The 22,102-nt window shown below is 73.5% G+C and carries 25 protein-coding genes; 16 read left to right on the top strand and 9 right to left on the bottom strand.

Annotated elements, in window-relative coordinates; all coding sequences use genetic code 11:
• Nucleotides 1-20 precede the first annotated feature (20 nt).
• Genes AC1UE5_RS04135 through AC1UE5_RS04150 form a run of 4 tightly spaced genes read left to right on the top strand, consistent with a single transcriptional unit; the run spans nucleotide 21 to nucleotide 3,981 of the window.
• Nucleotides 21-1,262, top strand: coding sequence for an ABC transporter substrate-binding protein (locus AC1UE5_RS04135; RefSeq protein WP_482920812.1), 1,242 nt, complete (start codon nucleotides 21-23; stop codon nucleotides 1,260-1,262).
• Complete coding sequence (locus AC1UE5_RS04140; RefSeq protein ID WP_482920813.1) at nucleotides 1,259-2,125, top strand: ABC transporter permease; 867 nt, start codon at nucleotides 1,259-1,261, stop codon at nucleotides 2,123-2,125. Before AC1UE5_RS04135 ends, AC1UE5_RS04140 begins: the two co-directional genes overlap by 4 nt.
• On the top strand, nucleotides 2,118-2,951 hold the full coding sequence (locus AC1UE5_RS04145; RefSeq protein WP_482920814.1) for an ABC transporter permease: 834 nt from the start codon (nucleotides 2,118-2,120) through the stop codon (nucleotides 2,949-2,951). The genes AC1UE5_RS04140 and AC1UE5_RS04145 overlap by 8 nt, the downstream gene beginning before the upstream one ends.
• Nucleotides 2,941-3,981: a LacI family DNA-binding transcriptional regulator gene (locus AC1UE5_RS04150; protein ID WP_482920815.1), complete on the top strand. Its 1,041-nt coding sequence runs from the start codon at nucleotides 2,941-2,943 to the stop codon at nucleotides 3,979-3,981. The genes AC1UE5_RS04145 and AC1UE5_RS04150 overlap by 11 nt, the downstream gene beginning before the upstream one ends.
• Here the strand turns inward: AC1UE5_RS04150 and AC1UE5_RS04155 are convergent.
• Together AC1UE5_RS04155 and AC1UE5_RS04160 are read right to left on the bottom strand one after the other, a co-directional pair.
• The gene (locus tag AC1UE5_RS04155) at nucleotides 3,938-4,786 is read right to left on the bottom strand and encodes a sugar phosphate isomerase/epimerase family protein (RefSeq protein WP_482920816.1); all 849 of its coding nucleotides are present in this window, start codon (nucleotides 4,784-4,786) and stop codon (nucleotides 3,938-3,940) included. The two genes, AC1UE5_RS04150 and AC1UE5_RS04155, sit on opposite strands and share 44 nt — an antisense overlap.
• Entirely contained in the window at nucleotides 4,783-6,003 is a 1,221-nt protein-coding gene (locus AC1UE5_RS04160) for an MFS transporter (protein ID WP_482920817.1), read from the bottom strand. The genes AC1UE5_RS04155 and AC1UE5_RS04160 overlap by 4 nt, the downstream gene beginning before the upstream one ends.
• A 65-nt stretch (nucleotides 6,004-6,068) precedes the next feature.
• Here AC1UE5_RS04160 and AC1UE5_RS04165 point away from each other — a divergent pair, with 65 nt between their 5' ends.
• Together AC1UE5_RS04165 and AC1UE5_RS04170 are read left to right on the top strand one after the other, a co-directional pair.
• A complete protein-coding gene (locus tag AC1UE5_RS04165; RefSeq protein WP_482920818.1) occupies nucleotides 6,069-7,037 on the top strand; it encodes a carbohydrate kinase family protein in 969 nt (322 codons plus the stop codon).
• A gap of 36 nt (nucleotides 7,038-7,073) precedes the next feature.
• A complete protein-coding gene (locus AC1UE5_RS04170) occupies nucleotides 7,074-7,970 on the top strand; it encodes a type IV toxin-antitoxin system AbiEi family antitoxin (RefSeq protein ID WP_482920819.1) in 897 nt (298 codons plus the stop codon).
• Here the strand turns inward: AC1UE5_RS04170 and AC1UE5_RS04175 are convergent.
• Nucleotides 7,957-8,160, bottom strand: coding sequence for a hypothetical protein (locus AC1UE5_RS04175; RefSeq protein ID WP_482920820.1), 204 nt, complete (start codon nucleotides 8,158-8,160; stop codon nucleotides 7,957-7,959). The genes AC1UE5_RS04170 and AC1UE5_RS04175 overlap by 14 nt on opposite strands.
• 105 nt (nucleotides 8,161-8,265) lie before the next feature.
• On the opposite strand from AC1UE5_RS04175, the gene AC1UE5_RS04180 reads away from it, so the two are divergent.
• Entirely contained in the window at nucleotides 8,266-9,723 is a 1,458-nt protein-coding gene (locus AC1UE5_RS04180; RefSeq protein ID WP_482920821.1) for an MFS transporter, read from the top strand.
• Here AC1UE5_RS04180 and AC1UE5_RS04185 read toward each other — a convergent pair.
• From AC1UE5_RS04185 to AC1UE5_RS04195, 3 genes are all read right to left on the bottom strand, one after another.
• Nucleotides 9,710-10,042: a hypothetical protein gene (locus tag AC1UE5_RS04185; protein WP_482920822.1), complete on the bottom strand. Its 333-nt coding sequence runs from the start codon at nucleotides 10,040-10,042 to the stop codon at nucleotides 9,710-9,712. The two genes, AC1UE5_RS04180 and AC1UE5_RS04185, sit on opposite strands and share 14 nt — an antisense overlap.
• Before the next feature lie 42 nt (nucleotides 10,043-10,084).
• On the bottom strand, nucleotides 10,085-10,270 hold the full coding sequence (locus AC1UE5_RS04190) for a hypothetical protein (protein ID WP_482920823.1): 186 nt from the start codon (nucleotides 10,268-10,270) through the stop codon (nucleotides 10,085-10,087).
• A 61-nt stretch (nucleotides 10,271-10,331) separates the two neighbouring features.
• Nucleotides 10,332-11,825, bottom strand: a complete 1,494-nt coding sequence (locus AC1UE5_RS04195) for an aldehyde dehydrogenase family protein (RefSeq protein ID WP_482920824.1) — start codon at nucleotides 11,823-11,825, stop codon at nucleotides 10,332-10,334.
• 165 nt (nucleotides 11,826-11,990) lie between these two features.
• Between AC1UE5_RS04195 and AC1UE5_RS04200 the strand changes: the two genes are divergently transcribed.
• Both AC1UE5_RS04200 and AC1UE5_RS04205 read left to right on the top strand, forming a co-directional pair.
• Nucleotides 11,991-13,463: a helix-turn-helix domain-containing protein gene (locus AC1UE5_RS04200; RefSeq protein WP_482920825.1), complete on the top strand. Its 1,473-nt coding sequence runs from the start codon at nucleotides 11,991-11,993 to the stop codon at nucleotides 13,461-13,463.
• Nucleotides 13,464-13,537: 74 nt separating this feature from the next.
• A complete protein-coding gene (locus AC1UE5_RS04205) occupies nucleotides 13,538-13,888 on the top strand; it encodes a hypothetical protein (protein WP_482920826.1) in 351 nt (116 codons plus the stop codon).
• 9 nt (nucleotides 13,889-13,897) lie between these two features.
• Here the strand turns inward: AC1UE5_RS04205 and AC1UE5_RS04210 are convergent, their stop codons facing one another.
• A complete protein-coding gene (locus AC1UE5_RS04210) occupies nucleotides 13,898-14,245 on the bottom strand; it encodes a cupin domain-containing protein (protein ID WP_482920827.1) in 348 nt (115 codons plus the stop codon).
• Nucleotides 14,246-14,529: 284 nt separating this feature from the next.
• Here AC1UE5_RS04210 and AC1UE5_RS04215 point away from each other — a divergent pair, with 284 nt between their 5' ends.
• The 4 genes from AC1UE5_RS04215 to AC1UE5_RS04230 all read left to right on the top strand — a co-directional run bounded on the left by AC1UE5_RS04215 (nucleotide 14,530) and on the right by AC1UE5_RS04230 (nucleotide 19,275).
• A complete protein-coding gene (locus AC1UE5_RS04215) occupies nucleotides 14,530-16,134 on the top strand; it encodes a fatty acyl-CoA synthetase (RefSeq protein ID WP_482920828.1) in 1,605 nt (534 codons plus the stop codon).
• Entirely contained in the window at nucleotides 16,134-16,901 is a 768-nt protein-coding gene (locus AC1UE5_RS04220; protein ID WP_482920829.1) for an MBL fold metallo-hydrolase, read from the top strand. The genes AC1UE5_RS04215 and AC1UE5_RS04220 overlap by 1 nt, the downstream gene beginning before the upstream one ends.
• Entirely contained in the window at nucleotides 16,898-17,608 is a 711-nt protein-coding gene (locus AC1UE5_RS04225) for an alpha/beta fold hydrolase (protein WP_482920830.1), read from the top strand. The genes AC1UE5_RS04220 and AC1UE5_RS04225 overlap by 4 nt, the downstream gene beginning before the upstream one ends.
• Before the next feature lie 92 nt (nucleotides 17,609-17,700).
• Nucleotides 17,701-19,275, top strand: a complete 1,575-nt coding sequence (locus AC1UE5_RS04230) for a sensor histidine kinase (RefSeq protein WP_482920831.1) — start codon at nucleotides 17,701-17,703, stop codon at nucleotides 19,273-19,275.
• Here AC1UE5_RS04230 and AC1UE5_RS04235 read toward each other — a convergent pair.
• Nucleotides 19,272-19,472: a hypothetical protein gene (locus AC1UE5_RS04235; RefSeq protein ID WP_482920832.1), complete on the bottom strand. Its 201-nt coding sequence runs from the start codon at nucleotides 19,470-19,472 to the stop codon at nucleotides 19,272-19,274. The two genes, AC1UE5_RS04230 and AC1UE5_RS04235, sit on opposite strands and share 4 nt — an antisense overlap.
• A gap of 147 nt (nucleotides 19,473-19,619) precedes the next feature.
• On the opposite strand from AC1UE5_RS04235, the gene AC1UE5_RS04240 reads away from it, so the two are divergent.
• From AC1UE5_RS04240 to solA, 3 genes are all read left to right on the top strand, one after another.
• A complete protein-coding gene (locus AC1UE5_RS04240; protein ID WP_482920833.1) occupies nucleotides 19,620-19,832 on the top strand; it encodes a hypothetical protein in 213 nt (70 codons plus the stop codon).
• A gap of 13 nt (nucleotides 19,833-19,845) precedes the next feature.
• Nucleotides 19,846-20,298, top strand: a complete 453-nt coding sequence (locus AC1UE5_RS04245) for a GAF domain-containing protein (protein ID WP_482920834.1) — start codon at nucleotides 19,846-19,848, stop codon at nucleotides 20,296-20,298.
• Between the two features lie 219 nt (nucleotides 20,299-20,517).
• The gene (gene solA, locus AC1UE5_RS04250) at nucleotides 20,518-21,690 is read left to right on the top strand and encodes an N-methyl-L-tryptophan oxidase (protein WP_482920835.1); all 1,173 of its coding nucleotides are present in this window, start codon (nucleotides 20,518-20,520) and stop codon (nucleotides 21,688-21,690) included.
• On the opposite strand, the gene AC1UE5_RS04255 is transcribed toward solA, so the two are convergent.
• Nucleotides 21,687-22,067 carry a VOC family protein gene (locus AC1UE5_RS04255; protein ID WP_482920836.1) on the bottom strand — a complete coding sequence of 127 codons (381 nt, stop codon included), beginning with the start codon at nucleotides 22,065-22,067 and terminating at the stop codon, nucleotides 21,687-21,689. The genes solA and AC1UE5_RS04255 overlap by 4 nt on opposite strands.
• Nucleotides 22,068-22,102 lie beyond the last annotated feature (35 nt).

Below are 22,102 nucleotides of genomic sequence, written 5' to 3' on the forward strand. Positions count from 1 at the left end.
CGAGGAGGAGGAACCCCACGATGGACAAGCCCAACCAGGGCGAGCTGCGCCTGCTCGCTCCCGCCGCCCTCAAGCCCCGCATGGACCGCCTCGCCCGCCTCGCGCAGCGCGCCGCGGCCGACGAGGGCGTCCGCCTCAACCGCCGCCAGGCCCTCGGCCTCGGTGGTCTCGGCCTCCTCGCCCTCGCGGGCTGCGGCGGCAGCGACGGCGGGTCGAGCGGCGGCGGCGCGGCAGCGGCGAGCGACACCGCGTCCAAGCTCGCCGGCAAGCCGATCGAGAAGGACCTGCTGATCTACAACTTCTCCGAGTATCTCGATCCGAAGACGATCAAGGGCTTCGAGAAGGCCAACGCCGGCGTCACCGTCAAGGAGACGTACTACGCGTCCTCCGACGAGATGGAGGCGAAGGTCAAGGCCGGCGGCGGCAACTACGACATCATCGTCCCGGGCCAGAACTCGATCGCCGCGCTCGGCCAGGCCGGGCACCTCTACGAGCTCGACAAGAAGCTGCTGCCGAACATCGCGAACATGCAGCCGCAGTGGATGGACCAGGCCTACGACAAGGGGAACAAGTTCTCCATCGTCAAGAACTGGGGCTTCACCGGGTTCTTCTACCGCAACGACGTCCTCACCGAGCAGCCCAAGACGTGGGCCGAGTTCTTCGAGCTGCTGCCGAAGTACTCGTCCAAGGGCCGCACGAACATGCTCGAGGGCACGACGCTGATCATCGGCGGCGTGATGATCTCCCTCGGCCTCGACCCCGACTCCGAGGACCCCGCCGACTACGACAAGGCGGTCAAGTTCCTCGAGCCGCTGGCCAAGCACATCAAGACGCTCGACGCCTCGACCTACAAGGCCGACGCGGAGGCCGGCAAGATCATCATGGGCCAGGGCTGGAGCGGCGATCTCATCCAGATGGCTGAGGCCAACGACAAGCTCACGTCGGTCGCGCCCGACGGCCCCGCCGAGCGCTGGGCCGACAGCTGGTGCATCCCCGCCGAGGCGCCGCACCCGGTCGCCGCGCACGCGTGGCTCAACCACCTGATGGATCCGCAGGTCGCGATGGCCGAGATGAAGTTCACCGGCTACCCGACGGCGAACGCGAAGACGTGGGAGCTGCCGGAGGCCAAGGAGTTCCGCGACAACCCGCTCGTCAACGTGCCCGAGGCGAAGCTGGCGAACTACAAGTTCATCATCTCGCCGACGCCGAAGGTGCTGAACCTGCGCCAGCAGGCGTACGAGAAGTTCCGCGCCACGCGATGAGCCTGCGCCGGTCCGCGGGAACGCGGGGCTTCGCGCCCCGCTACCCGGCCTGGCTCGCGTCGCCGCTGCTGGGCTACTACCTGCTGCTGTTCGTCGCGCCGCTGGCGATCCTCGTGACGTTCGCGTTCGCGCGGCAGTCCGACTCGTTCGCGGGCGACCAGATCGTCTACGGCTTCCACACCGAGCAGTTCAGCGCCGTCTTCGACAACCTGTACCTGCGCGTGATCGGCCAGACGGTGCTGATCGCCGCGGGCGGGACGTTGGCGACGGTGCTGGTCGGGTTCCCGCTCGCGTACTGGATGGCGCGGCACGTGAGCAGCCGCCGCAAGACGCTCGTCCTGCTGCTGGTGATCGTCCCGTTCTGGACGTCGTTCCTGATCCGGACGTTCGCGTGGAAGCTGATCCTGGACGGCGACGGCGGCATCGCGGGACCCCTCGGGCTGGACATCCTCTACACGTGGAAGGCCGTCCTGATCGGCCTCGTCTACGGCTACCTGCCGCTGTTCGTGCTGCCGGTCTACGCGTCGCTCGAGCGGATGGACTGGTCGCTCGTGGACGGCGCGAAGGACCTGGGCGCTACGCCGTGGAAGGCGTTCAAGGAGATCACGTTCCCCCTCACCCGGCCCGGCCTGCTGAGCGGGACGCTGCTCGTCTTCATCCCGATGTGCGGCGAGTACGTGATCCCGCAGATGCTCGGCGGCGGCCGGTTCCTCTTCGTGGGGAACGTCATCCAGGGGCAGTTCATCGGCGCGTCGAACTGGCCGTTCGGCTCCGCGCTGTCGCTGGTGCTGATGGTCGTGCTCGCCGTGTTCGTCGTGATCTACGTCGTCTCGGCGATGAAGGAGGAGCAGTACGGTGCATGACGAGCGCACGCGCAAGCGCCTGATGTCGGGCTGGGGGGTCGCCGTGCTGGCCTTCCTCTACGCCCCGATCGCCGTCGTGATCGTCTACGCGTTCAACGCGAACAGCGACGTGTCGAACTGGACCGGCTTCAGCGCGAAGTGGTTCACCGAGGCGTTCGAGACCCCGCGCTACGTCAACGCGCTCGAGCTGTCGCTGAAGATCGCGGCGCTCAACGCGGTGTGCGCGACGATCCTCGGGACCGCGGCCGCGCTGGCGCTCGGCCGGACGCGCTCGCGGTGGCGCGTGCCGTTCAGCGCGCTGATCTTCCTCACGCTGGTCGTGCCGGAGATCGTCATCGCGGTCGCGTCGCGGATCTTCTTCGTGCAGGCGCACGACAACGTCGGGCTCTTCCCGGAGCTGTCGTGGAAGACGATCCTGCTCGCGCACGTCGTGTGGTCGAGCGCGATCGTCGTGCTGATCGTGCGGGCGCGCTTCACGTCGATGGGCGCGCAGCTCGAGGAGGCGTCGTTCGACCTCGGCGCGCCGCCGCTGCGGACGTTCCTGCAGATCACGCTGCCGCGGCTGGCGCCGGCGATCATCGCGGGCGCGCTGCTGACGTTCACGATGTCGTTCGACGACTACGTGCTGAGCGTCTTCACCGCGTCGGGCGAGTCCGAGACGTGGCCGATGGCCGTGTTCAACGACGTCCGGTTCGGCGTGTCGCCGGCGGTGAACGCGATCTCGACGATCATGTTCGTGATCGTCGCGGCGGGCGTCGCGGGCGCCGTGTGGCTCATGCAGCGGCGGGGCGAGAACGTGTCGGAGGCGCTGGCCGGTGGCCGCTGAGCCGTCCCCCGCCTCCCCCGCGCGCCGCGTCACGATCGCCGACGTCGCGCGGGAGGCGGGCGTCTCGAAGGCGACCGTCTCCCGCGCGCTGAACTCGCCCGGCGCGGTCGGCGCGGCGACGCGCTCGCACGTGCTCGACGTGGTCGCGCGGCTCGGGTTCGCGCCCAACCTCAACGCGCGCTCGCTGACGACCGGCAGGACGCAGGTGATCGGCGTGGTGGTCTCCGACATCCAGGTCCCGTTCTTCACGAGCGTCGCGCGCGCCGTGCAGAACGCCGCGCACGCGCGCGGGTACCTGACGCTCGTGGGGAACTCGGACGAGCTGCCAGCGACCGAGGACGCGCTGATCCGCGCGTTCGCGTCGCGGCGCGTGGACGGGCTGATCGTCACGCCGGCGGCGGGCGCGAACGCGGCGCTGCTCGAGGTCGCGCGGCACATCCCGGTGGTGACCGTCGACCGCGTGGTCGACGGCGTCCCCGGCGCCTGCATCGTGTCCGACAACTACGCGGGGGCGCTGAACGCGACGCGCCACGTGCTCGGCCTCGGGCACCGCGAGATCGCCTACCTCTCCTCCCCGCTCGACAAGTCGTCGGCGGTCGAGCGCTACCGCGGCTTCCGCGCCGGTCTGGAAGAGGCGGGCGTGCCGTTCCGGCCGGAGCTGCTGCGCGTCGGCGACTACCACGCCGACGCGGTCTTCGGCGCGGCGTCGGCGCTGCTGTCCTCGTGGTCGCCGACGGCCGTGCTGACCTCGGAGGCGTCGATCACCGTCGGCACGCTGCGGGCGACGCAGGCGCTGGGCCTGCGCGTGCCCGACGACCTCTCGCTGCTCGGCTTCGACGACCTCGACTGGGCGTCGCCGGAGCTGACCGTCGTGCTGCAGGACACCGAGCGCCTCGGCGCGGAGGCGATGCGCCGGCTGGTGCTGGCGCTCGACGGGGACGCGGACGCGCCGCCGGCGAGCGACGTCGTCCGCGTGCCCACGCGGCTCATGGTGCGCTCGTCGTGCGCGCCTCCTCCATCGCCTTCGTGATGGTCTCGAAGGACTGCTTGACCGGCGGGAGCGGGTCGAGCCAGTAGCGGTCGCTGATCGTCTCCAGGCTGAGGAAGCCGGAGTAGTCGGCGGCCGCGAGGTCGCGGAGGTAGTCGGCGAGGGGGAGCGTGCCGTCGCCCCACGCGAGGTGGCCGGTCGGGTTCCCGTCGACGAAGTGCACGTGGTGCAGGTCGCCCTTGCTCGTGTAGTCGGCGATCGTCTCGCCGGCCGCGACCATCGCGCCGGTGTCGAGGGCGACCTTCAGGTTGGGCGCCTGCACCTCCGCGCGCATCCGCGCGATGTCCGCTGACGTGGTGACGATGTGCGACTCGACGGGCTGGAGCGCTTCGAGGACGCACGTGAGCCCGAGCGCCTCGGCCTTCGCCGTGATGTCGCCGAGCGCGTCGCGCGAGCGCTCCCACGCGGCCTCCAGGTCCTCGCCCAGCGTGTTCCAGCCGGAGGTGAGGAAGAGGATCGGGGCCTCGAGCGCGGCGGCGACGTCGGCGCACTTGTGGAAGTAGTCGATCGAGCGCTCGCGGAGGGTCGGGTCGGCCGCCGCGATGTTGATCGGGTACATGACCTGCTCGGGGCAGAAGCAGGTCAGATGGAGCTCGCGCTCGGAGAGCTTGCGGCGGATCTGCTCCACCTGCGCGGGCGTGGTGTCTTCCACGTAGAGGTGGGGCGACACGCCCCACAGCTCGACGTTGCGGACGCCGAGCTGGGTCATGTCGTCGAGCCAGCGGTCGAGCGTGCACCGCAGGTAGCTGAAGTTCGTGGCGCAGAGCTGGTCGGGCGTGAGCGTCATGGGCGGGCGGGTTCTCCTGCGGGGGTCAGGGTGGGCAGTCGTCCGGCGAAGGCGATCAGGGAGGCGGCGAGCGCGGTGGCGGCGCCGAGCGCGAACGCGGCGTCGGCGCCGGCGTGCTCGACCAGGACGCCGCCGAGCGCGACGCCCGCGGCGATGCCGCCGCCGATGGCCGCGCCGCTCCAGGTGAAGGCCTCCGCGACCGCGTGGCGGGGCGCGAGGCGACCGACGAGCGTGTAGCCGCAGCTCAGCGACGGCGCCCAGGCGAGGCTGGAGAGCGCGGCGAGCGCGAGCGCGGCCAGGACGGTCGTCGGCGTGGTGAGCGCGAGCATGAGCAGCCCGCCGGTCGCGAGGAGCGTGGCGAACCGGCGCTGGACGCTGGCCCTCCACGTGCGCGCGCCATACGCGAGGCCGCCGATCAGCGAGCCGGTGCTGGCCATCGCGAGGAGCGCGCCGGTGGCGCTCTCGGCGTCGAGCTCCTCCGCCAGGCCGGGCAGCCCGACCTCGAGCGTCCCCATGCTCATGCCGCTGCCGAAGCCGGCGGCGAGCACGACGAGCATCCCCTGCGACAGGACGCCGCTACGGTCGCGGCCGCGCGTCCTGCCGTGGCCCTGCCACCCGCGCGACAGGGGCGCGGCGGCGAACCACGCGGTGCCGGCGACCGTGACGACGGCCATCGCGAGCACCGCGGCGGCCGGGCTGACGATGGCGACGAGCCCGCCGACGAGCAGCGGGCCGGTCATCCAGATCACCTCCTGGACGGTCGCGTCGAGCGCGAACGCGGCCTCGGCCGCCTCGGCGTCGGGCGCGATCTCGGGCCACAGGCTGCGCAGGCACGGCGCGATCGGCGGCAGCAGCGCGCCCGTGGCGGCGCCCAGCGCGACGTACGCGAGCGTGCCGGCGTCGAGCGCGGTCGCGACCGGCAGCGCGGCAAGCGCGACCGCGTCCGCGACGGCGGCGGTGAGCAGGACCTTCGTCTGGCCGTGGCGATCCACCGCGCGCCCGAGCAGCGGGCCGGCGAGCGACGCCGCGATGCCGAACGCGGCGACGACGGCGCCCGCGTCCGCGAAGCTGTCCGTCTCGTCGTGGACGAGCAGGAGGATCGCGAGCGTCATCCCGAGCGGGAGGCGCCCGACGATGGAGGAGATCAGGAGCCGGCGGGCGCCGGGCACGGCGAGCGTGCGGGCGTAGCCGCCGCGGGCGCGGGCCTCGCCGCTCACCTCTTCCCTCCCGCCGCGTGTGTCGGTACCGTTCGACCCATTCTGATAGCGCTACCACAATACCTGTGAGCGACCCGGAAGGCATCATGGCCGGCGCGATGGACCCCGCTCCCCCCTCCTCCCCCGCGCGCGGCCCCATCGTCGTGGCGGGCGAGGCGCTGGTGGATCTCGTGCCCCGCGGCGACGACGGCGCGCTGGTCCCCCACCTCGGCGGCGGGCCGTTCAACGTCGCGCGGACGGTCGCGCGCCTCGGCGGCCCGGCCGCCTACCTCGGGCGGCTGTCGAGCGACCGGTTCGGGGTCGCGCTGCGGGCGGCGCTGGAGGCCGACGGGGTCGCGCTCGGCGCAGTCGTGCCGACCGACGATCCCACCACCCTCGCGCTGGCCGAGCTCGACGGCGACGGCGCGGCGGCCTACCGCTTCTACTTCAACGGGACGTCCGCACCCGGGCTCACCTCCGCCGCTCTGCCGCCGGACGTCGCCGCGCTGTGCGTCGGGACGCTCGGGCTCGTGCTGGAGCCGATGGCGCGCGTGCTGGAGGAGCTCGTCGCGCGCGCGGGCGACGACACGGTCGTGCTCCTCGACCCCAACGTGCGGCCGTCCACGGTGAGCGACGAGGCCGCGTACCGCGCGCGGCTGGATCGGGTGCTCGCGCGCGCGGACGTCGTGAAGGCGAGCGCGGAGGACCTGGCGTGGCTGCTGCCTGCCGAGGCGCCGGCAGACGCGATGCGGCGGCTCCTGGCCCGCGGCTCGGGCGTGGTCGGCCTCGTGACGCTCGGTGGCGACGGCGCCGAGATCGTGACGCTCCACGACACGGTGGCGGTCCCGGCGCCCCCGATCGAGGTCGTCGACACCATCGGCGCGGGCGACGCGTTCGCGGGCGCGTTCCTCGCCTGGTGGCACGCGCACGGCCGCGGCCGCGCCGACCTCACGGATGCCGCGGCGCTCCACGAGGCCACGGCGTTCGCCGTCCGCGTCGCGGCGCTCACCTGCACCCGCGCGGGCGCGGACCCGCCCCACCTCTCCATCACCTAGGGGCGAACCTCCAACCCGGCACACCTTCGACCCCGCATGGGAGTCGAAAGTGTGTCGAGTGCGCTCGAATGGTGGCTGGCAGCGAAGGCGGCGCGGCAGCACGGGGTCGTCGCGCGGTGGCAGATCCTGGACGCGGGGTTCTCGCGGCAGGTCGTGGGGAAGCGCCTGGGGCGCTCACTCCACCCCGTTCACCGTGGCATCTACGCCGTCGGTCATCCGTTCGTGACGCCGCGAGGGCGCATCATCGCCGCCGCACTCGCCGCGGGACCTGGCTCGGCGGCGAGTCACCGGACCGCCGCCGAGCTGCACGGGATGTTGGAGGGTGGCGGGAGCCTCATCCACGTGACGTCGCCCGGCCGGGGCACCGCGAAGCGGCGCGACGGGTTCATCGTGCATCGCTCGACGACTGTCCCGCGCACGGTGGTGGACGGGATCCCGGTCACGACGCCGGCGCGGACGCTCGTCGACCTCGCCGCGACCGCCCCGCAGCGGATCGTGGACCGGGCGGTCGAGGGAGCGGAGCGTCAGCGGATCTTCGACCTCGCCACCGTGCAAGCCGAGATGCGTGGGCGACCGGGCGCGCGGAAGCTCGCACGGGCCGTCGCGCACTTCGACGGCGCCCCGACGAACCAGGAGCTCGAGCGACGGTTCCTCGAGCTCTGCGCGCGCCATGGCATCCCGCGGCCGAAGGTGAACGCGCGCTTCGGCGACTACACGCTCGACTTCTTCTGGCCGGAGCAGCGGGTCGCGGTCGAGACCGACGGGATGGCCACGCACGGCACCGTCACCGCCGCGATCGCCGACCGCCGCCGCGACGCGGCGCTCACCCGCGCCGGCATCCGCAACCAGCGCTTCACGTGGCAGCAGGTCACGCGGCGCGGCGAGGAGCGCGAGACCGCGGCGACGATCTGGGCGCTGCTCAGCGCGGCGTGAGCGAGCGGCGACCGAGCCACGGGCGGCCGTCGATCGCGCGGATGGACGCGACCGGGACCCAGCGCCACTCCCACGTGTCGCCGTCCTGCACCCCGACCTTCCCGCTCCCGCCGCCGAGCGCCTGCAGGAGGGTGTCGGCCGTCGTGGCGACCCGGAGCACGCTGCCGTCGTCGAGGGTGATGTGCGTCATGGCACGAGATCCATCCCCACGGCGATTCGCCCGCAAACGCGCGTGTTCGGATTCGAACCGCCGGCGCGGCGATGAGTTCCGGGCGCCCCGCCGGTCTACACCACCATGACCCCCACCGCGAACACTCCCGACCGCCGCTGGCTGGCGCTGTACGTCCTGTGCGCCGGCATGCTGATGATCGTCCTCGACGCGACGATCGTGAACGTCGCGCTCCCATCGATCCAGGACGACCTCACGTTCTCCCAGAGCGGGCTGGCGTGGGTGGTGAACGCGTACCTGATCGCGTTCGGTGGACTGCTCCTGCTCGCCGGGCGGATCGGCGACCTGATCGGGCAGCGCCGCGTCTTCCTCGCCGGCATCGTCGTCTTCACCATCAGCTCGCTGCTGTGCGCCGTCGCGCAGACGCAGGGGATGCTGATCGGGGCGCGGTTCGTGCAGGGCGCGTCCGGCGCGCTGGCGAGCGCGGTCGTCCTCGGGATGATCGTGACGATGTTCCCCGAGCCGCGGGAGCAGGCGAAGGCGATCGGCGTCTACGGCTTCGTGGCGTCCGCGGGCGGCTCGATCGGCCTCCTCGCCGGCGGCGCGCTGACCGAGCTCATCAACTGGCACTGGATCTTCTTCATCAACGTCCCGATCGGCCTCGGCGTCGCCATCGCGGCCAAGCGGCTCGTCGACGACAAGCCCGGCGTCGGGTTCGGCGAGGGCGCGGACTGGACCGGCGCGGCGCTCGTCACCGGCGGCCTCATGCTCGCGGTCTACGCGATCCTCGACGCGGGCGAGCACGGCTGGACGACCACCCGCCCGCTCGTCCTCGGCCCGATCGCGATCGTCGCCCTTGTCGCGTTCGTCGTTCGCCAGGGCCGCATCGCGAACCCACTGATGCCGCTGCGCGTCGTCAAGGCCCCGAACGTCCTGGGCACGAACCTCGTCATGGCGCTGCTGGTGAGCGGCATGTTCTCGATGTTCTTCCTCGGCGCGCTGTACCTGCAGCGCATCCTGGGCTACGACCCGCTCGAGGTCGGCCTCGCGTTCGCCCCCGGCAGCGTGATCATGGGCCTGCTGTCGCTGGGCTTCAGCGAGAAGCTCATCATGCGCCTCGGCGCCCGGACGACGATGCTGAGCAGCCTGCCGATCATCGGCGTCGCGCTCCTGCTCTTCGCCCGCACGCCGGTCGACGGGAACTTCCTCACCGACGTGCTGCCGCCGATGGTGCTGTTCGGCGTCGGCGCCGGGATGACGTTCCCCGCGCTGATGACGTTCGCGATGTCCGGCGCGACGCCGCAGGACGCGGGCCTGGCGAGCGGCCTGGTCAACACGACCGTGCAGGCCGGCGGCGCGATCGGCCTGGCCGTCCTGGCGACCGTCGCGACGGAGCGGACCGACGCCCTCACGAAGGCCGGCGAGGCGACCGCGGACGCGCTCAACGGCGGCTACCACCTCGCGTTCCTCGTGGGCGCCGGCCTCGTGCTCGTCGCGCTCGTCCTCGGCCTCACCACGACGCGCGCGCCGAAGCCGTCCGCGGACGCCGCGGCGCAGGGCGAGCCCGCGCTCAGCCCCGCATGATCGCGCCGATCACCGTCCGGCCGCTCGCGCTGACGTAGACGTCCGACCAGGGCCCGTTGCCGCCCTTCGTCCAGTCGAAGTACTCCCACCCCTTGACCGTGGTGGGGTTGGAGCGGCGGACGACGGCACGGGCCCGTCGGCAGCTCAGCTTCCCCTTCGTCACGTAGACGCGGAACGTCGCGCCGTTGCGCGAGCTCTCGCCGCAGGAGGTCGTCCCCTTGGTGCTGTCGGGCAGCTTGGGGACGTCCTGCGAGGCGAGCGCCGGGGCGGGCGCGGCGAGGACGGCGGCGGTGAGCAGGAGCGGGGTCAGTCGAGCCATGGCGCGCAGTCTGCCCGCGCGCGCGGCTCGTAACCGCCCGTACTAGCCGGCGCGCAGGACGAGCGCCTCGTGCACCGGCAGACGGCCGGTGAACCAGTGCGTGTAGCGCTTGACGACGCACTCGCCGCCGCAACGCTCCACCACCTTGGCGATGCGCTCGTCGAGCGACACGACGTCCGTGTCTGTGAGTCTCTCGACCTGTTCCATGCCTTGGGGATCGGCGTCCACGGGGCCTGCGGCAAGGCCCCATGGACGCTTGGTCGAGGCGACACCTCCCCAGTGGTACGGGCTACAGGCCGACGATCACCGACTTGGTCTCGAGGTAGTTGCCGAGGACCTCCTCGCCCATCTCGCGGCCCCAGCCGGACTGCTTGAAGCCGCCGAAGGGCAGCTCGGCGCTGAACACGTGGTACGTGTTCACGTGGACCGTGCCCGCCTTGATGCGCTTGGCGAGCTGGTGGGCCTTGCTCACGTCGCGCGTCCACACGCCGGCGGCGAGGCCGTAGTGCGAGTCGTTGGCCTGGCGGGCGAGGTCGTCGACCTCGGAGAACGGCATCGCGGCGATGACCGGGCCGAAGATCTCCTCGCGGACGATCGCGTGCTCGGGCTGCGCGTCGACGAGCACGGTCGGCTCGACGAACCAGCCCGGGCGGTCGTACGCGTTGCCGCCGGCGACCGCGCGCGAGCCCTCGTCGACGCCCTTGCGCAGGTAGCCGGTGACGCGGTCGAACTGCTCCTGAGAGACGAGCGGCCCCATCTCCGTCTCGGGGTCGAGGCCGTGGCCGACCTTGATGGCCTTCGCCGCCGCGCTGACGCCCTCGACGACCTGGTCGAAGTGGCGCTCGTGCACGTACAGGCGCGAGCCCGCCGAGCACACCTCGCCCTGGTTGAAGAAGATGCCCTGCGCGGCGCCGGCGATCGCGGCGTCCACGTCGGCGTCGTCGAAGATGATGTTCGGGGACTTGCCGCCGAGCTCGAGCGAGACGCGCTTGAGGTTCGTCCGGCCCGCGGCCTGCGCGATCAGCTTGCCGACCTCGGTGGAGCCGGTGAACGCGACCTTGTCGACGTCCGGGTGGGCGGCCAGCGCGGCGCCCGGCTCCCCGAAGCCCGTGACGACGTTGACGACGCCGTCCGGCACGCCGGCCTCCAGCAGCAGCTCGCCCAGCCGCAGCGCGGACAGCGGCGTCTGCTCCGCCGGCTTGAGCACGACCGTGCAGCCGGTCGCGAGCGCCGGCCCGAGCTTCCACGCCGCCATCAGCAGCGGGAAGTTCCACGGGATGATCTGGCCGACGACGCCGACCGGCTCGCGCAGCGTGTACGCGTGGAACTCGGCGCCCGGCAGGTACGGCACGGACGGCGTGATCGTGCCGCCCTTGAGCTTCGTCGCCCAGCCCGCCATGTACCAGAACAGGTCGGCTGCGAGCGCGACGTCCGCGGCCAGCGCGACCGCCTTGGGCTTGCCGTTGTCGAGCGCCTCGAGCTCGGCCAGCTCCTCCCCGTGCTCGGCGATCAGGTCGCCGATGCGGTGGATGATCCGGCCGCGCTCGGAGGGCGTCATGCGCGACCACGGGCCGTCCTCGAACGCGCGCCGGGCCGCGGCGACGGCGCGGTCGACGTCCTCGGCCTCCCCGCGCGCGACGGTGGCGAGGATCTCGCCGGTGCCGGGGTCGACGGTCTCGAAGGTGGCGCCGGCGGCGGCGTCGACGAACTCGCCGTCGATGAGCAGCTGGCGGTGACCTCCGGCGAACTGGCGCTCGGATGCGGCGGGGGCAGCGGTGGCCATGTGGCGGTTCCTCTCCTCTGAGGTCCTGCGGGACGGCCGCGACGCTACGCCCGCGAACGTTGCATCAACGCTGCATCCGGCGCGGTTGCACGAACGTTGCGGCGGTAGCCTGCGGGGCGGGTCATGGTTGCGTCGCGGAGGAGCAGCTGGCTGGCGGTCGATCCGTTGTCGGATCGGCTGACGCACGCCCGGGCGCTCCAGCGCTCGCACGCCGCCTTCACCGAGGGCCGCGACATCCGCTCGGCGGTGCGCGCGGTCGTCGCGCAGTCGTGGGAGCGCTCGGCCGGGCTCGATCCTGACCGGCACCTGCCGCCGATCGTGATGGACGAGCGGGAGATCGACGCGCGCTGGCACGCGCACCCGCTCTTCCCCGTGCTGCCGGTGCTGCGGACGCTGCTGTCAGACGCCACGACCGCCGCGGGCCACATGCTCGTCATCAGCGACGCGCGCGGCGTGCTGCTGTGGATCGAGGGCCACCGGCGCGTGATCGAGGCGACCGAGAACATGCACCTCGTCTGCGGCGCGGACTGGTCGGAGGCCGGCGCAGGGACGAACGCGCTGGGGACCGCTGTGACGGTCGACCACCCGGTGCAGATCTTCTCGGCCGAGCACTGGAGCCGGCGTGTGCACCCGTGGCAGTGCAGCGGCGCGCCGATCCACGACCCGGAGACCGGCGACATCGTCGGCGTGATCGACCTGACCGGGCACCTGAAGACCGCGCACCCGCACACGCTGTCGCTGGTGACCGCCGCAGCCGGGATGGCCGAGGCGTTCCTGCGCGAGCAGGTCGCCCGGCGGGACGCGCTGCTGCGGGAGCGGTACCTCGGGCGGATCGCGGGGCACGCGCGGCCGTCGGCGCTGGTGACGGCGGCGGGCCGCGTGGTGATGGCGGTGCCGCACGACTGGGTGAGCGGGCGCGTCGTGGTGCCGCGGGGCGGCGGCGAGATCGTGCTGGAGAACGGGCGCGTCGCGGTCGCCGAGCCGCTGCCGGGCGAGGACGCGCTCCTGCTGTGGGAGTCGGCGCCGTCGGTCTCGCCTGCGGTGCCCGCGCCGCCGGTCGCGCCGGTGCGGCTGGAGCTGCTGGGCCGCCGGCCGGTGGCGATCGTCGGCGGCGAGGCGCTCCCGCTGAGCGCGCGCCACGCCGAGATCCTCGCGCTGCTCGCGCTCAACCCGCGCGGGCTGACGGCCGAGCAGCTGGCGCTGGAGCTGTACGGCGAGCGCGGCAAGCCGGTCACCGTGCGCGCGGAGCTGTCGCGGCTGCGCGGGCTGCTCGCGGGCGCGGTCCTCGCGCGCCCGTACCGGCTCGCGTCGGACGTGGTGGTCGACTTCGTCGCGGTGGAGCGGGCGCTGGAGGACGGCGCGGTCGGCGCGGCGCTGGAGGCGTACCCGGACGCGCTGCTGCCCGAGTCGGAGGTCGAGCTCGTCGTGGAGCGGCGCTCGCGGCTCGACGCGACGGTGCGCCGGGCGATCATGACCGCGGGCAACACCGAGCTGCTCCTGCGTTGGTGCACCGACGGCGGGAGCGGCGGCGACGACCGCCAGGCGGCCGAGCTGCTCCTCTCGCTGCTCGACGCCGACGATCCCGCGCGGCCGATCGCGCAGGCGCACGTCGCGCGTCTGCGGCGCGCGGCGGCCTGACTGACGCCCGCGCCTCGCCGCCGTCCCGATCCGCACGAACGCGGGGGTCTCGACGTCCCGGTAGGGTCGCGCGCATGTCCCGGCTCCTCCCCCTCGTCGCGCTCGCCGCGGTCCTCGCCGTCCTGCCCGCCGCGACCGCATCGGCGGCCTCCGCCGCGCGCGACTGCGGCGTCGTCGGCCGGCAGTTCACCGACGGCGGCGCACTGGTGAAGGTCGCCAAGGGCACGCTGAAGTGCGCGACCGCGAAGGGGCTGCTGCGCCGCTACTGGGGTCAGGACGTGAGCGCGTTCACCGAGCGGCGGACCGTTCGCCACGCCGGCATCCGCTGGACCTGCCGCCCGACGACCGACGACTTCCCGTACCGCTGGGCGTGCACCGGCGGCGGCCCGAACCGGGATCGCTACCGCGTCACCGCGGCGGAGTAGGCCGCCAGGTCACGCGCCGGCCGGGCCGAGCGGCGCACCACCAGAACCGCTCGCCGGGCGCGGCTCCTTGAGCTCCACGAAGATCGAGCGCGTGTCGGTCGTGCCGATGTTCTCCCCGCTGTGCTCCTGCGCCGCGATCCACCGCGCCTGTCCCGCCTCCAGCCGGACCTCCGCCTTCCGGTCGCCATGGATCAGCCGCCGGTCGAACCCGCTCAGGGTCACCATCACGCTGTCCGGGTGCGCGTGCGGCGAGGTGCGGTCGCCCGGGCGGTCGTGGTACTCGAGGACGCGCACGCGCTCGTTCTCGAAGAGCACGCGGTACTTGTCGGGGTCCGTCTGCGTCGGGTCCGCCGCCATCGCGCGACACTACCGGCGCGTCCGCGCTCACCGCCGGCGAAGCTCCCGCTGCCCTTCCATCCGCGCCAGGCCGCGGCCCGGCCGAGACCGCCGAGAAGCCGCGCGCCCGCGAGCGCCCGCCGCCGGGGCCACGAGCCAGCCGGCCGTGAGGACCGCGCGCAGTGCCGGTTCGCTCCCCATCGCCCGCCAACCGTACCCGCGGCGCGGCGTCGCGCGCGCAGGTCGAGGCGCATTCGACGGTGCGTCAGAATGGGCCGCGATCCCACCCCGGAGGAGAGGTGCCCATGTCCGACCTGACGGAGACCGTCGCGCTCGCGCGGCGCAACTCGCTGGCCGATCTGCTGCGGCGGTCCGCCGCTCGGTACCCGGAGCGGATGGCCGTCAGCGACGCGCAGACGACGCGGACGTTCGCCGAGCTGGACGGCGACGCGAGCCGCATCGCGAACGCGCTCCGCGCCCGCGGCGTCGCGCCCGGTGACCGCGTCGCGCTGCTGTCGCGCAACTCGGTCCGCTACGCCCAGGCGATCTTCGGCGTCGCGCGCGCCGGCGCGGTGCTCGTGCCGATCAACTTCATGCTCAACGGCGCCGAGGCGGGCTACGTGCTCGGCCACTCGCGCGCGAAGGTGCTGATCGCCCAGGACGCGCTGCTCGACGTGGCGACCGAGGCGCTCGCGGCGGCCGGCGGCGACGTCGCGCGGGTCGTGGCGGGCGACGGCGCGCCGCCGGACGGGTGGGAGCCGTTCGACGCGCTGCTCGCGCACGAGGACGCGAGCGAGCCGGCGATCCCGCTCGGGCCCGACGCGCCTGCGCAGATCCTCTACACCTCCGGCACGGAGTCGCGACCGAAGGGCGCGGTCCTGTCGCACGCCGCGCTGATCGCGCAGTACACGAGCTGCATCGTGGACGGCGGGATGACGACCGACGACGTCGAGCTGCACGCGATGCCGCTGTTCCACTGCGCCCAGCAGCACTGCTTCCTCGTCCCCGACATCCAGCTCGGCGCGCAGTCGATCATCGTCCCCGCGCCCGACCCGGCGGTCGTGCTGGAGCACATCGAGCGCCACCGCGTGACGAAGCTGTTCGCGCCGCCGACGGTGTGGATCGGCCTCCTCCGCCACCCCGACTTCGACCGGCGTGACCTCAGCTCGCTGCGCAAGGGCTACTACGGCGCGGCGATCATGCCGGTCGAGGTGCTGAAGGAGATCGGCGAGCGCCTCCCCGACGTCCGCCTGTGGAACTTCTACGGGCAGACCGAGATGGCGCCGGTCGCGGTGATGCTCCAGCCCGAGGACCAGGTCCGCAAGGCAGGCAGCGCCGGGCGCGCGGCGCTCAACGTCGAGACGCGCGTGGTCGACCCCGAGGGCAACGACGTCGCGGTCGGCGAGGTCGGCGAGATCGTCCACCGCTCACCGCACGCGATCCTCGAGTACCTCGACGACCCGGAGAAGACCGCTGACGCGTTCCGGAACGGATGGTTCCATTCCGGTGACCTCGGCGTGCTCGACGACGAGGGCTACCTGACCGTCGTCGACCGCATCAAGGACATGATCAAGACCGGCGGCGAGAACGTCGCGTCGCGCGAGGTCGAGGAGGCGCTGTACGAGCACGACGCGGTGGCGGAGGTCGCGGTCGTCGGCGTCAAGCACCCGACGTGGATCGAGGCGGTGGTGGCGATCGCGGTCGCCAAGCCCGGCGCGACGCTGACCGAGGAGGACCTTCGCGCGCACGCGCGCGAGCGGCTCGCCCCGTTCAAGGTCCCGAAGGCCGTCGCGGTCGTCGAGGCGCTCCCGAAGAACCCGAGCGGCAAGCTGCTCAAGCGCGAGCTGCGCGAGCAGCACGCGCACCTGGCCGACGCGATCCCCGGCGGCCGCGCGGCGACGCCGACCTGATGCGGTTCGAGGTCGTCGGGTTCGCGGGGGCGGCGCCGCTGCTCGGCGCGTGCCCGTCGTACCTCGTCAGCGACGACGGCGGCGCGACCGTGCTGCTCGACTGCGGGCCGGGGACGGTCGAGCGGCTGTGGCGGCGCGGGGTGCTGGCGCGGCTCGACGCGATCGTCGTCTCGCACCCGCACATGGACCACGTGCTCGACCTCCTCCCGCTGTCGGGCGAGGTCGCGCGCGCGGCGTTCGGGGAGCGGCGCCCGCGCCTGCTCGTCCCGCGCGGCGGCGGCCGCGAGGTGCTCGCGCAGCTCGACGCGGCGTTCGGCGCGCGCGACCGGTTCGACGCGGCCTTCGACGTCGCCGAGTACGACAGCTCGAGCCGCCTCGAGGTGGGCGACCTCGAGCTCACGTTCGGTGTGACCTCCCACGCCCAGCCGTGCTTCGCCGCGCGTGTGGAGGACGGGCAGGCGGCGGTCGTCTACGGCGCCGACGGCGGGCCCACCGTCGACTTCGCCCGTGACGCCGACCTGCTCGTCCTCGAAGCCACGCTCGCGCGCGACGAGCAGCTGGCCGCGCAGCACGGCCACCTCACGGCGGGCCAGGCCGGCGCGCTGGCCGCCGAGGCGGGCGCCGGCCGGCTCCTCCTCACCCACCTCCTCCCCGGCGAGGACGGCCTCGAGGACCGCGCGCGGGCGCGCTACGCGGGCCCGGTCGAGCTGGCCTTCGAGGGCTGGAGCGATGAGCTTCGCGGGCCGGCGCCGTCACAGGGAGCATGAGCACCTACGTCCTCGTCCCTGGCGCCGGCGGCAAGGCCTGGTTCTGGCACCGCATCACGCCCCTGCTGGAGCAGCGCGGCCACACGGTCATCGCGCCCGAGCTCGACATGACCGATCCGGACGGCGGGCTGAGCGAGCACGCGGACGCGATCGTCGCCGCCGCGGCCGGCGCCCGGGACGTCGTCCTCGTCGCCCAGTCGATGGCCGGCTTCTACGCCCCGCCCGCGGTCGACCGGCTCGACGTGCGGCTGCTCGTGCTGCTGTGCCCGATGATCCCCGCGCCCGGCGAGACCCCCGGCGGCTGGTGGGCGAGCAGCGGCCAGCTCGAGGCGAGCCGGGCGCTGGCCCTGCGCGAGGGCCGCGACCCCGACGCGCCCTTCGACGTGCGCTCGGCGTTCTTCCACGACGTCCCCGACCACCTCACCGAGCAGGCCCTGGCCGGCGAGGACGGCGAGATGGCCGACAAGCCGTTCGGCGAGGTCTGGCCGCTCGACGCGTGGCCCGACGTCCCCACCGCCGTCATCGCCGGGGCGCGCGACCGGCTGCTCCCCCTCGACCTCGTCACCCGCCTCGCCCGCGAGCGGCTCGGCGTCGAGACGACCGCCGTCGACGCGGGCCACTGCGCGGCGCTCGCGCAGCCCGCGGCGCTCGTCGAGGCGCTCGAAGCCGCACGCGCCGCCGCAACGCGCGGACCCGTCCCGGGTTAGGACGTGCAGGGCACCGCGCCGGCACGGCGAAACGGACACCCGTCCAGGCGGAGGTTCGCAACGGCCACGTCCGGGCAGGTTGACCCCGCTCCATGCCCGACGCTCGCCCCGACTTCTCCCAGCACCTGCGGCTCCTGATCGACTCGCAGACCGAGTACGCGATGTTCGTGCTCGACCCGGACGGCTGCATCCGGACGTGGAACGCCGGCGCCGAGCGCATCAAGGGCTACACCGCCGACGACATCATCGGCTCGCACTTCTCCCGCTTCTACACGGACGAGGACAACGCGCGCGACTACCCCGCGTACGAGCTGAAGGTGGCGACCGCGACCGGCCGCTACGAGGACGAGGGCTGGCGCGTCCGCAAGGACGGCTCGCGCTTCTGGGCGAGCGTGATCATCACCGCGCTCCGCGACGCGAGCGGGACGCTCGTCGGGTTCGGCAAGGTCACCCGTGACCTCACGAGCCGCCGCCTCAACGAGGAGCAGCTGCGCGCCAGCGCGCTGGAGCTGAGCGCCGCCAACGAGGAGCTCGGCCAGTTCCGCATGCTCGTCGAGAACGTCCGCGACTACGCGATCTTCCTCCTCGACGCGGGCGGCCACATCCGCACGTGGAACGCGGGCGCCGAGCACATCAACGGCTACACCGAGGACGAGATCGCCGGCCGCCACTTCTCGGTCTTCTACACGCAGGAGGACCGCGACCGGAACCACCCCGGGTACGAGCTCGAGGTCGCCGCGCGCGAGGGCAGGTTCGAGGAGGAGGGCTGGCGCGTCCGCAAGAACGGCCGGCAGTTCTGGGCGCACGTCCTCATCACCGCGCTGCGCAACGAGCACGGGACGCTGACCGGGTTCGCGAAGATCACCCGCGACCTGACGACGCGCCGCCAGCACGAGGAGCGGCTGCGCGCGAGCGCGGAGCAGCTGGCGGCGGCCAACGCCGAGCTGCAGCGGTTCGCGTCGGTCGCCGCGCACGACCTCGCGGCGCCGCTGCAGACGCTGTCGGGGTTCGCGGACCTGCTCCAGCGGCGCTACGGCGACGTCCTCGACGAGCAGGGCCGCAAGTACCTCGATCACATCACCGGCGGGTCGGAGCGGATGCGGCGGCTGATCGACGGCCTGCTGCGCTACGCCCGCTCGAGTCAGCTCGAGGTCACGCTCCAGCCGGTCTCGGTCGCGGGTGCGCTCGACATGGTCCTGCACAACCTCCACGCCGGGATCGAGGAACGCCAGGCCGAGGTCGTGTACGACGCCGGCGCGCTCCCCACCGTCCTCGCCGACGCGGACCTGCTCGTCAACGTGCTGCAGAACCTGGTCGGCAACGCGCTGAAGTTCACCGGCGACCGGACGCCGCGGATCGAGATCAGCGCCGACCGGCCGCAGCGTGATGCCGGCCCGTGGCGGATCGTCGTCGCGGACAACGGCATCGGCATCCCGCCGGCGCAGCAGGAGCGGATCTTCACGATGTTCGCGCGCGTGGAGCCCGCGGACCGGCCCGGCGGCGTCGGGATCGGGCTCGCGCTGGCGGAGCGGCTCGTCAGACGGCTCGGCGGGACGATCGGGGTCGACTCCGAGCCGGGTGAGGGCAGCCGCTTCTGGTTCACGCTGCCCGCCGCGAACGGCGACCCGGAGGCCGCGCCGGAGCCCGCCGGCGCGCCGGCGGTCTAGCTCCCCTCGCCGCCCTGCAGCGTCTGCCGCTCCGCGTCGGCCTCACGGTCGACCTGGTCGCCCAGGTGCGCCTCCGGCCGGTCGCGGTCGACCTCGTCGACGTGCTGCTCCACGTCCTCGAAGTCGCGGTCGCGTCGCGCGTCCGTCGCACCCTCCTCCGGCTGGAGCGGACGGGTGCCGGGATCGTCTGCGGCCATGGCTCTGACCTCCTCTGGTCGCGGTCTCGGGGTCGGCGTACCCGGAAGCGGGCGCGCAGCCACCCGGACGCGTGTCCAGATCGCACCAAGAACCGGTGTGACGGTGGTTCACTCGGGCTCAGACAGCCGACCACCCAGGTGACCGACATGTCCTACGGACCGCAGCAGATCTTCCCGCCGGCCCCGCTCTCGAACCTGATGGCCGCCCTGCGCGAATCGGCGCAGGCGAACCCGGCGCCGGTTCCCGAGCTGAACGCCGGCAAGGGCCCGCAGCACGACCTCGTGCTGTCCATCGCCGACACCGCGCACCGCGTCGCCGAGCAGGCTCGGCGAGGGCGCGTCGACGTCCACGTGAAGTAGCGTCGCGGCCGCGATGGCCGCCGACCCGATCCACCGCGCGCCGATGCGCGCCCGCGAGCGCGACGACGTGCCCGCCGGCGCGGGCGCCGAGTACGGCGTCGAGCACGGTCTCGTCGGGATCGGGGACACGGCCGAGCGGCGGATCGCGCGGTTCGCCGCGCTCCCGGACGGCGCGCTCGTGTGGACGCGCGACGGGGACGGCGCGTACTGGCTCGGGCGGGTCGACGGTGCGTGCCGGCGTGCGCCCGCGCGGGCGACGCGCGCGACCGGGCTCACGCACGTCCGGCCGGCGCGGTGGCTGGCGCGCCGGTTCGGGCCCGACGAGGTCCCGGCGGCGGTGGCGGCGACCTTCGCGCGCGGCGGCCGCAACCTGCAGCGCATCCACGACACGGCCGCGGAGGCGCGCAGCGCGGCGCTCTGGAACGCGGAAGAGCCGGCCCAGGGGCCGGCTCGGAACCGCTGCTAGATCGTGCGTGTTGAAAGGGAGTCCCGGGTCGCTTGTGGCCCGGCGGCTTCACAAATTGGCGGCGTTGACGCCGCCTGGTCGATCTGCACCCGGAGGGATCGGTCGCCGCCGCGCGGACTTGAGGGATCGATGTGAGCGGACACGTGCCAACCCACGTGATGCGCCCGGCGCCGTGTCAGGCTCTCCCGCCGTGACGCGCATCCGGGACCGCGTGCGGCGTTGACGCCGCCCTCCTACGACGTCGCGATCGTCGGCCTCGGCGCGATGGGCAGCGCCGTGGCGTGGCACGCTGCGCGGACGGGCGCGCGGGTGGTCGGGTTCGACCGCTGGTCGCCGCCGCACGCCCACGGCTCCACCCACGGCGACACGCGCATCACGCGCCTGGCGATCGGCGAGGGCGCGGCGTACGTGCCGCTGGCGGTGCGGTCGCACGCGCTGTGGGAGGAGCTGTCGGCCGAGGCGGGCGGCGTCGACATCCTCACGTCGTGCGGCGGCGTGGTGCTGAGCGCACCGGGCGGCCGGGGCCAGCACGGCGCCGAGGACTTCCTCGCGGCGACGGTGGCGGCCGGGCGCACAGCCGGCGTGCGGGTGGAGGAGCTCGACGCGGCGGCGCTCGCGGAGGCGCTGCCGACGTTCGCGCTGCGCGGCGACGAGCGGGGCGTGTACGAGCCGACCGCGGGGTTCGTCCGGCCCGAGGCCGCGGTCTCGGCACAGCTGCGTCTTGCGTCGGCACACGGTGCGGACCTGCGGCGCGACACGGAAGTCGTGCGCGTGGGCGGCGGGCAGGTCGTGTGCGCCGGCGGCGAGGTCGTGCACGCGGACCGGATCGTGCTCTCCGCCGGCGCGTGGCTGACGTCGCTGCGGCCCGAGCTGGCGTCGCTGTTCGCCGTCTCGCGCCAGGTGCTGCACTGGTTCGCGCTGGCGCCGGGCGCGTACGAGGCGCACCGCGACCTGCCCGTCTACATCTGGATCACCGGCGACGGGCCGGAGGAGTTCTTCTACGGCTTCCCCGCGCTCGACGGGCCGGAGGGCGGCGTGAAGGTCGCGTCCGAGCAGTTCGCGCGGACGCTGCGCGCGCCGGAGGACCGGGTCGTCGCGGTGGGAGCCGACGAGTCGCGCGCGATGCACGCCCGCTACCTCGCCGGCCGGCTGCCGGGGCTGCTGCCCGAGGCGGTGCGCGCGCGGTCGTGCCTCTACACGACCACGGCCGACTCGGGCTTCGCGATCGACACGCACCCGGAGGACGAGACGCTGCTCGTCGTCTCGCCCTGCTCGGGCCACGGCTTCAAGCACTCCACCGCGATCGGCGAGGCCGTCGCGCAGCTCGCCACGACGGGCGCGAGCGCGATCGACCTCTCCCCCTTCGCGCTCGCGCGGCTGCTGTCCGCCTAGCCGGCGGGCTGGAAGAGCTCGACCGGGTTGCCGGACGGGTCGTCGACCAGCACCTGCGCGCCGCCGCGGCCGGTGACGACGTCGCTGCGCAGCCGCGCGCCGCGGCCGCGCAGCTCCTCCACCGTCGCGGCGAGGTCGTCGACCTCGAGCTGGATGCGGTTCCACCCGCCGGGCTCGGGCCGCCCGCCGTCCGCGGCGGGCTGGGCCGCGCCGCCGGGGCCGGAGGGCGCGGAGAGCAGGAGGCGGAGCGGGCCGCGCGAGAGGATCGCGAACCCGGGCGCGGGCTGCGCGACGGGCGCGAAGCCGAGCACCTCCTGATAGAAGCCGCTGGCCGCCTCCACGTCGTCGACGATGTACCGGACCGACACGCTGGTCACGAAGAACCACTCCTTCGAAGATCGTCAGTGGTACT

Source organism: Parviterribacter multiflagellatus (assembly GCF_056863265.1).

Bases quoted from the DNA above. Each gene is read 5' to 3' on its own strand.
- AC1UE5_RS04135 (WP_482920812.1), top strand. From the start codon at position 21: ATGGACAAGCCCAACCAGGGCGAGCTGCGCCTGCTCGCTCCCGCCGCC.
- AC1UE5_RS04140 (WP_482920813.1), top strand. From the start codon at position 1,259: ATGAGCCTGCGCCGGTCCGCGGGAACGCGGGGCTTCGCGCCCCGCTAC.
- AC1UE5_RS04155 (WP_482920816.1), bottom strand. From the start codon at position 4,786: ATGACGCTCACGCCCGACCAGCTCTGCGCCACGAACTTCAGCTACCTG.
- AC1UE5_RS04170 (WP_482920819.1), top strand. From the start codon at position 7,074: ATGGGAGTCGAAAGTGTGTCGAGTGCGCTCGAATGGTGGCTGGCAGCG.
- AC1UE5_RS04175 (WP_482920820.1), bottom strand. From the start codon at position 8,160: ATGACGCACATCACCCTCGACGACGGCAGCGTGCTCCGGGTCGCCACG.
- AC1UE5_RS04180 (WP_482920821.1), top strand. From the start codon at position 8,266: ATGACCCCCACCGCGAACACTCCCGACCGCCGCTGGCTGGCGCTGTAC.
- AC1UE5_RS04185 (WP_482920822.1), bottom strand. From the start codon at position 10,042: ATGGCTCGACTGACCCCGCTCCTGCTCACCGCCGCCGTCCTCGCCGCG.
- AC1UE5_RS04195 (WP_482920824.1), bottom strand. From the start codon at position 11,825: ATGGCCACCGCTGCCCCCGCCGCATCCGAGCGCCAGTTCGCCGGAGGT.
- AC1UE5_RS04205 (WP_482920826.1), top strand. From the start codon at position 13,538: ATGTCCCGGCTCCTCCCCCTCGTCGCGCTCGCCGCGGTCCTCGCCGTC.
- AC1UE5_RS04210 (WP_482920827.1), bottom strand. From the start codon at position 14,245: ATGGCGGCGGACCCGACGCAGACGGACCCCGACAAGTACCGCGTGCTC.
- AC1UE5_RS04215 (WP_482920828.1), top strand. From the start codon at position 14,530: ATGTCCGACCTGACGGAGACCGTCGCGCTCGCGCGGCGCAACTCGCTG.
- AC1UE5_RS04220 (WP_482920829.1), top strand. From the start codon at position 16,134: ATGCGGTTCGAGGTCGTCGGGTTCGCGGGGGCGGCGCCGCTGCTCGGC.
- AC1UE5_RS04225 (WP_482920830.1), top strand. From the start codon at position 16,898: ATGAGCACCTACGTCCTCGTCCCTGGCGCCGGCGGCAAGGCCTGGTTC.
- AC1UE5_RS04230 (WP_482920831.1), top strand. From the start codon at position 17,701: ATGCCCGACGCTCGCCCCGACTTCTCCCAGCACCTGCGGCTCCTGATC.
- AC1UE5_RS04235 (WP_482920832.1), bottom strand. From the start codon at position 19,472: ATGGCCGCAGACGATCCCGGCACCCGTCCGCTCCAGCCGGAGGAGGGT.
- AC1UE5_RS04240 (WP_482920833.1), top strand. From the start codon at position 19,620: ATGTCCTACGGACCGCAGCAGATCTTCCCGCCGGCCCCGCTCTCGAAC.
- AC1UE5_RS04245 (WP_482920834.1), top strand. From the start codon at position 19,846: ATGGCCGCCGACCCGATCCACCGCGCGCCGATGCGCGCCCGCGAGCGC.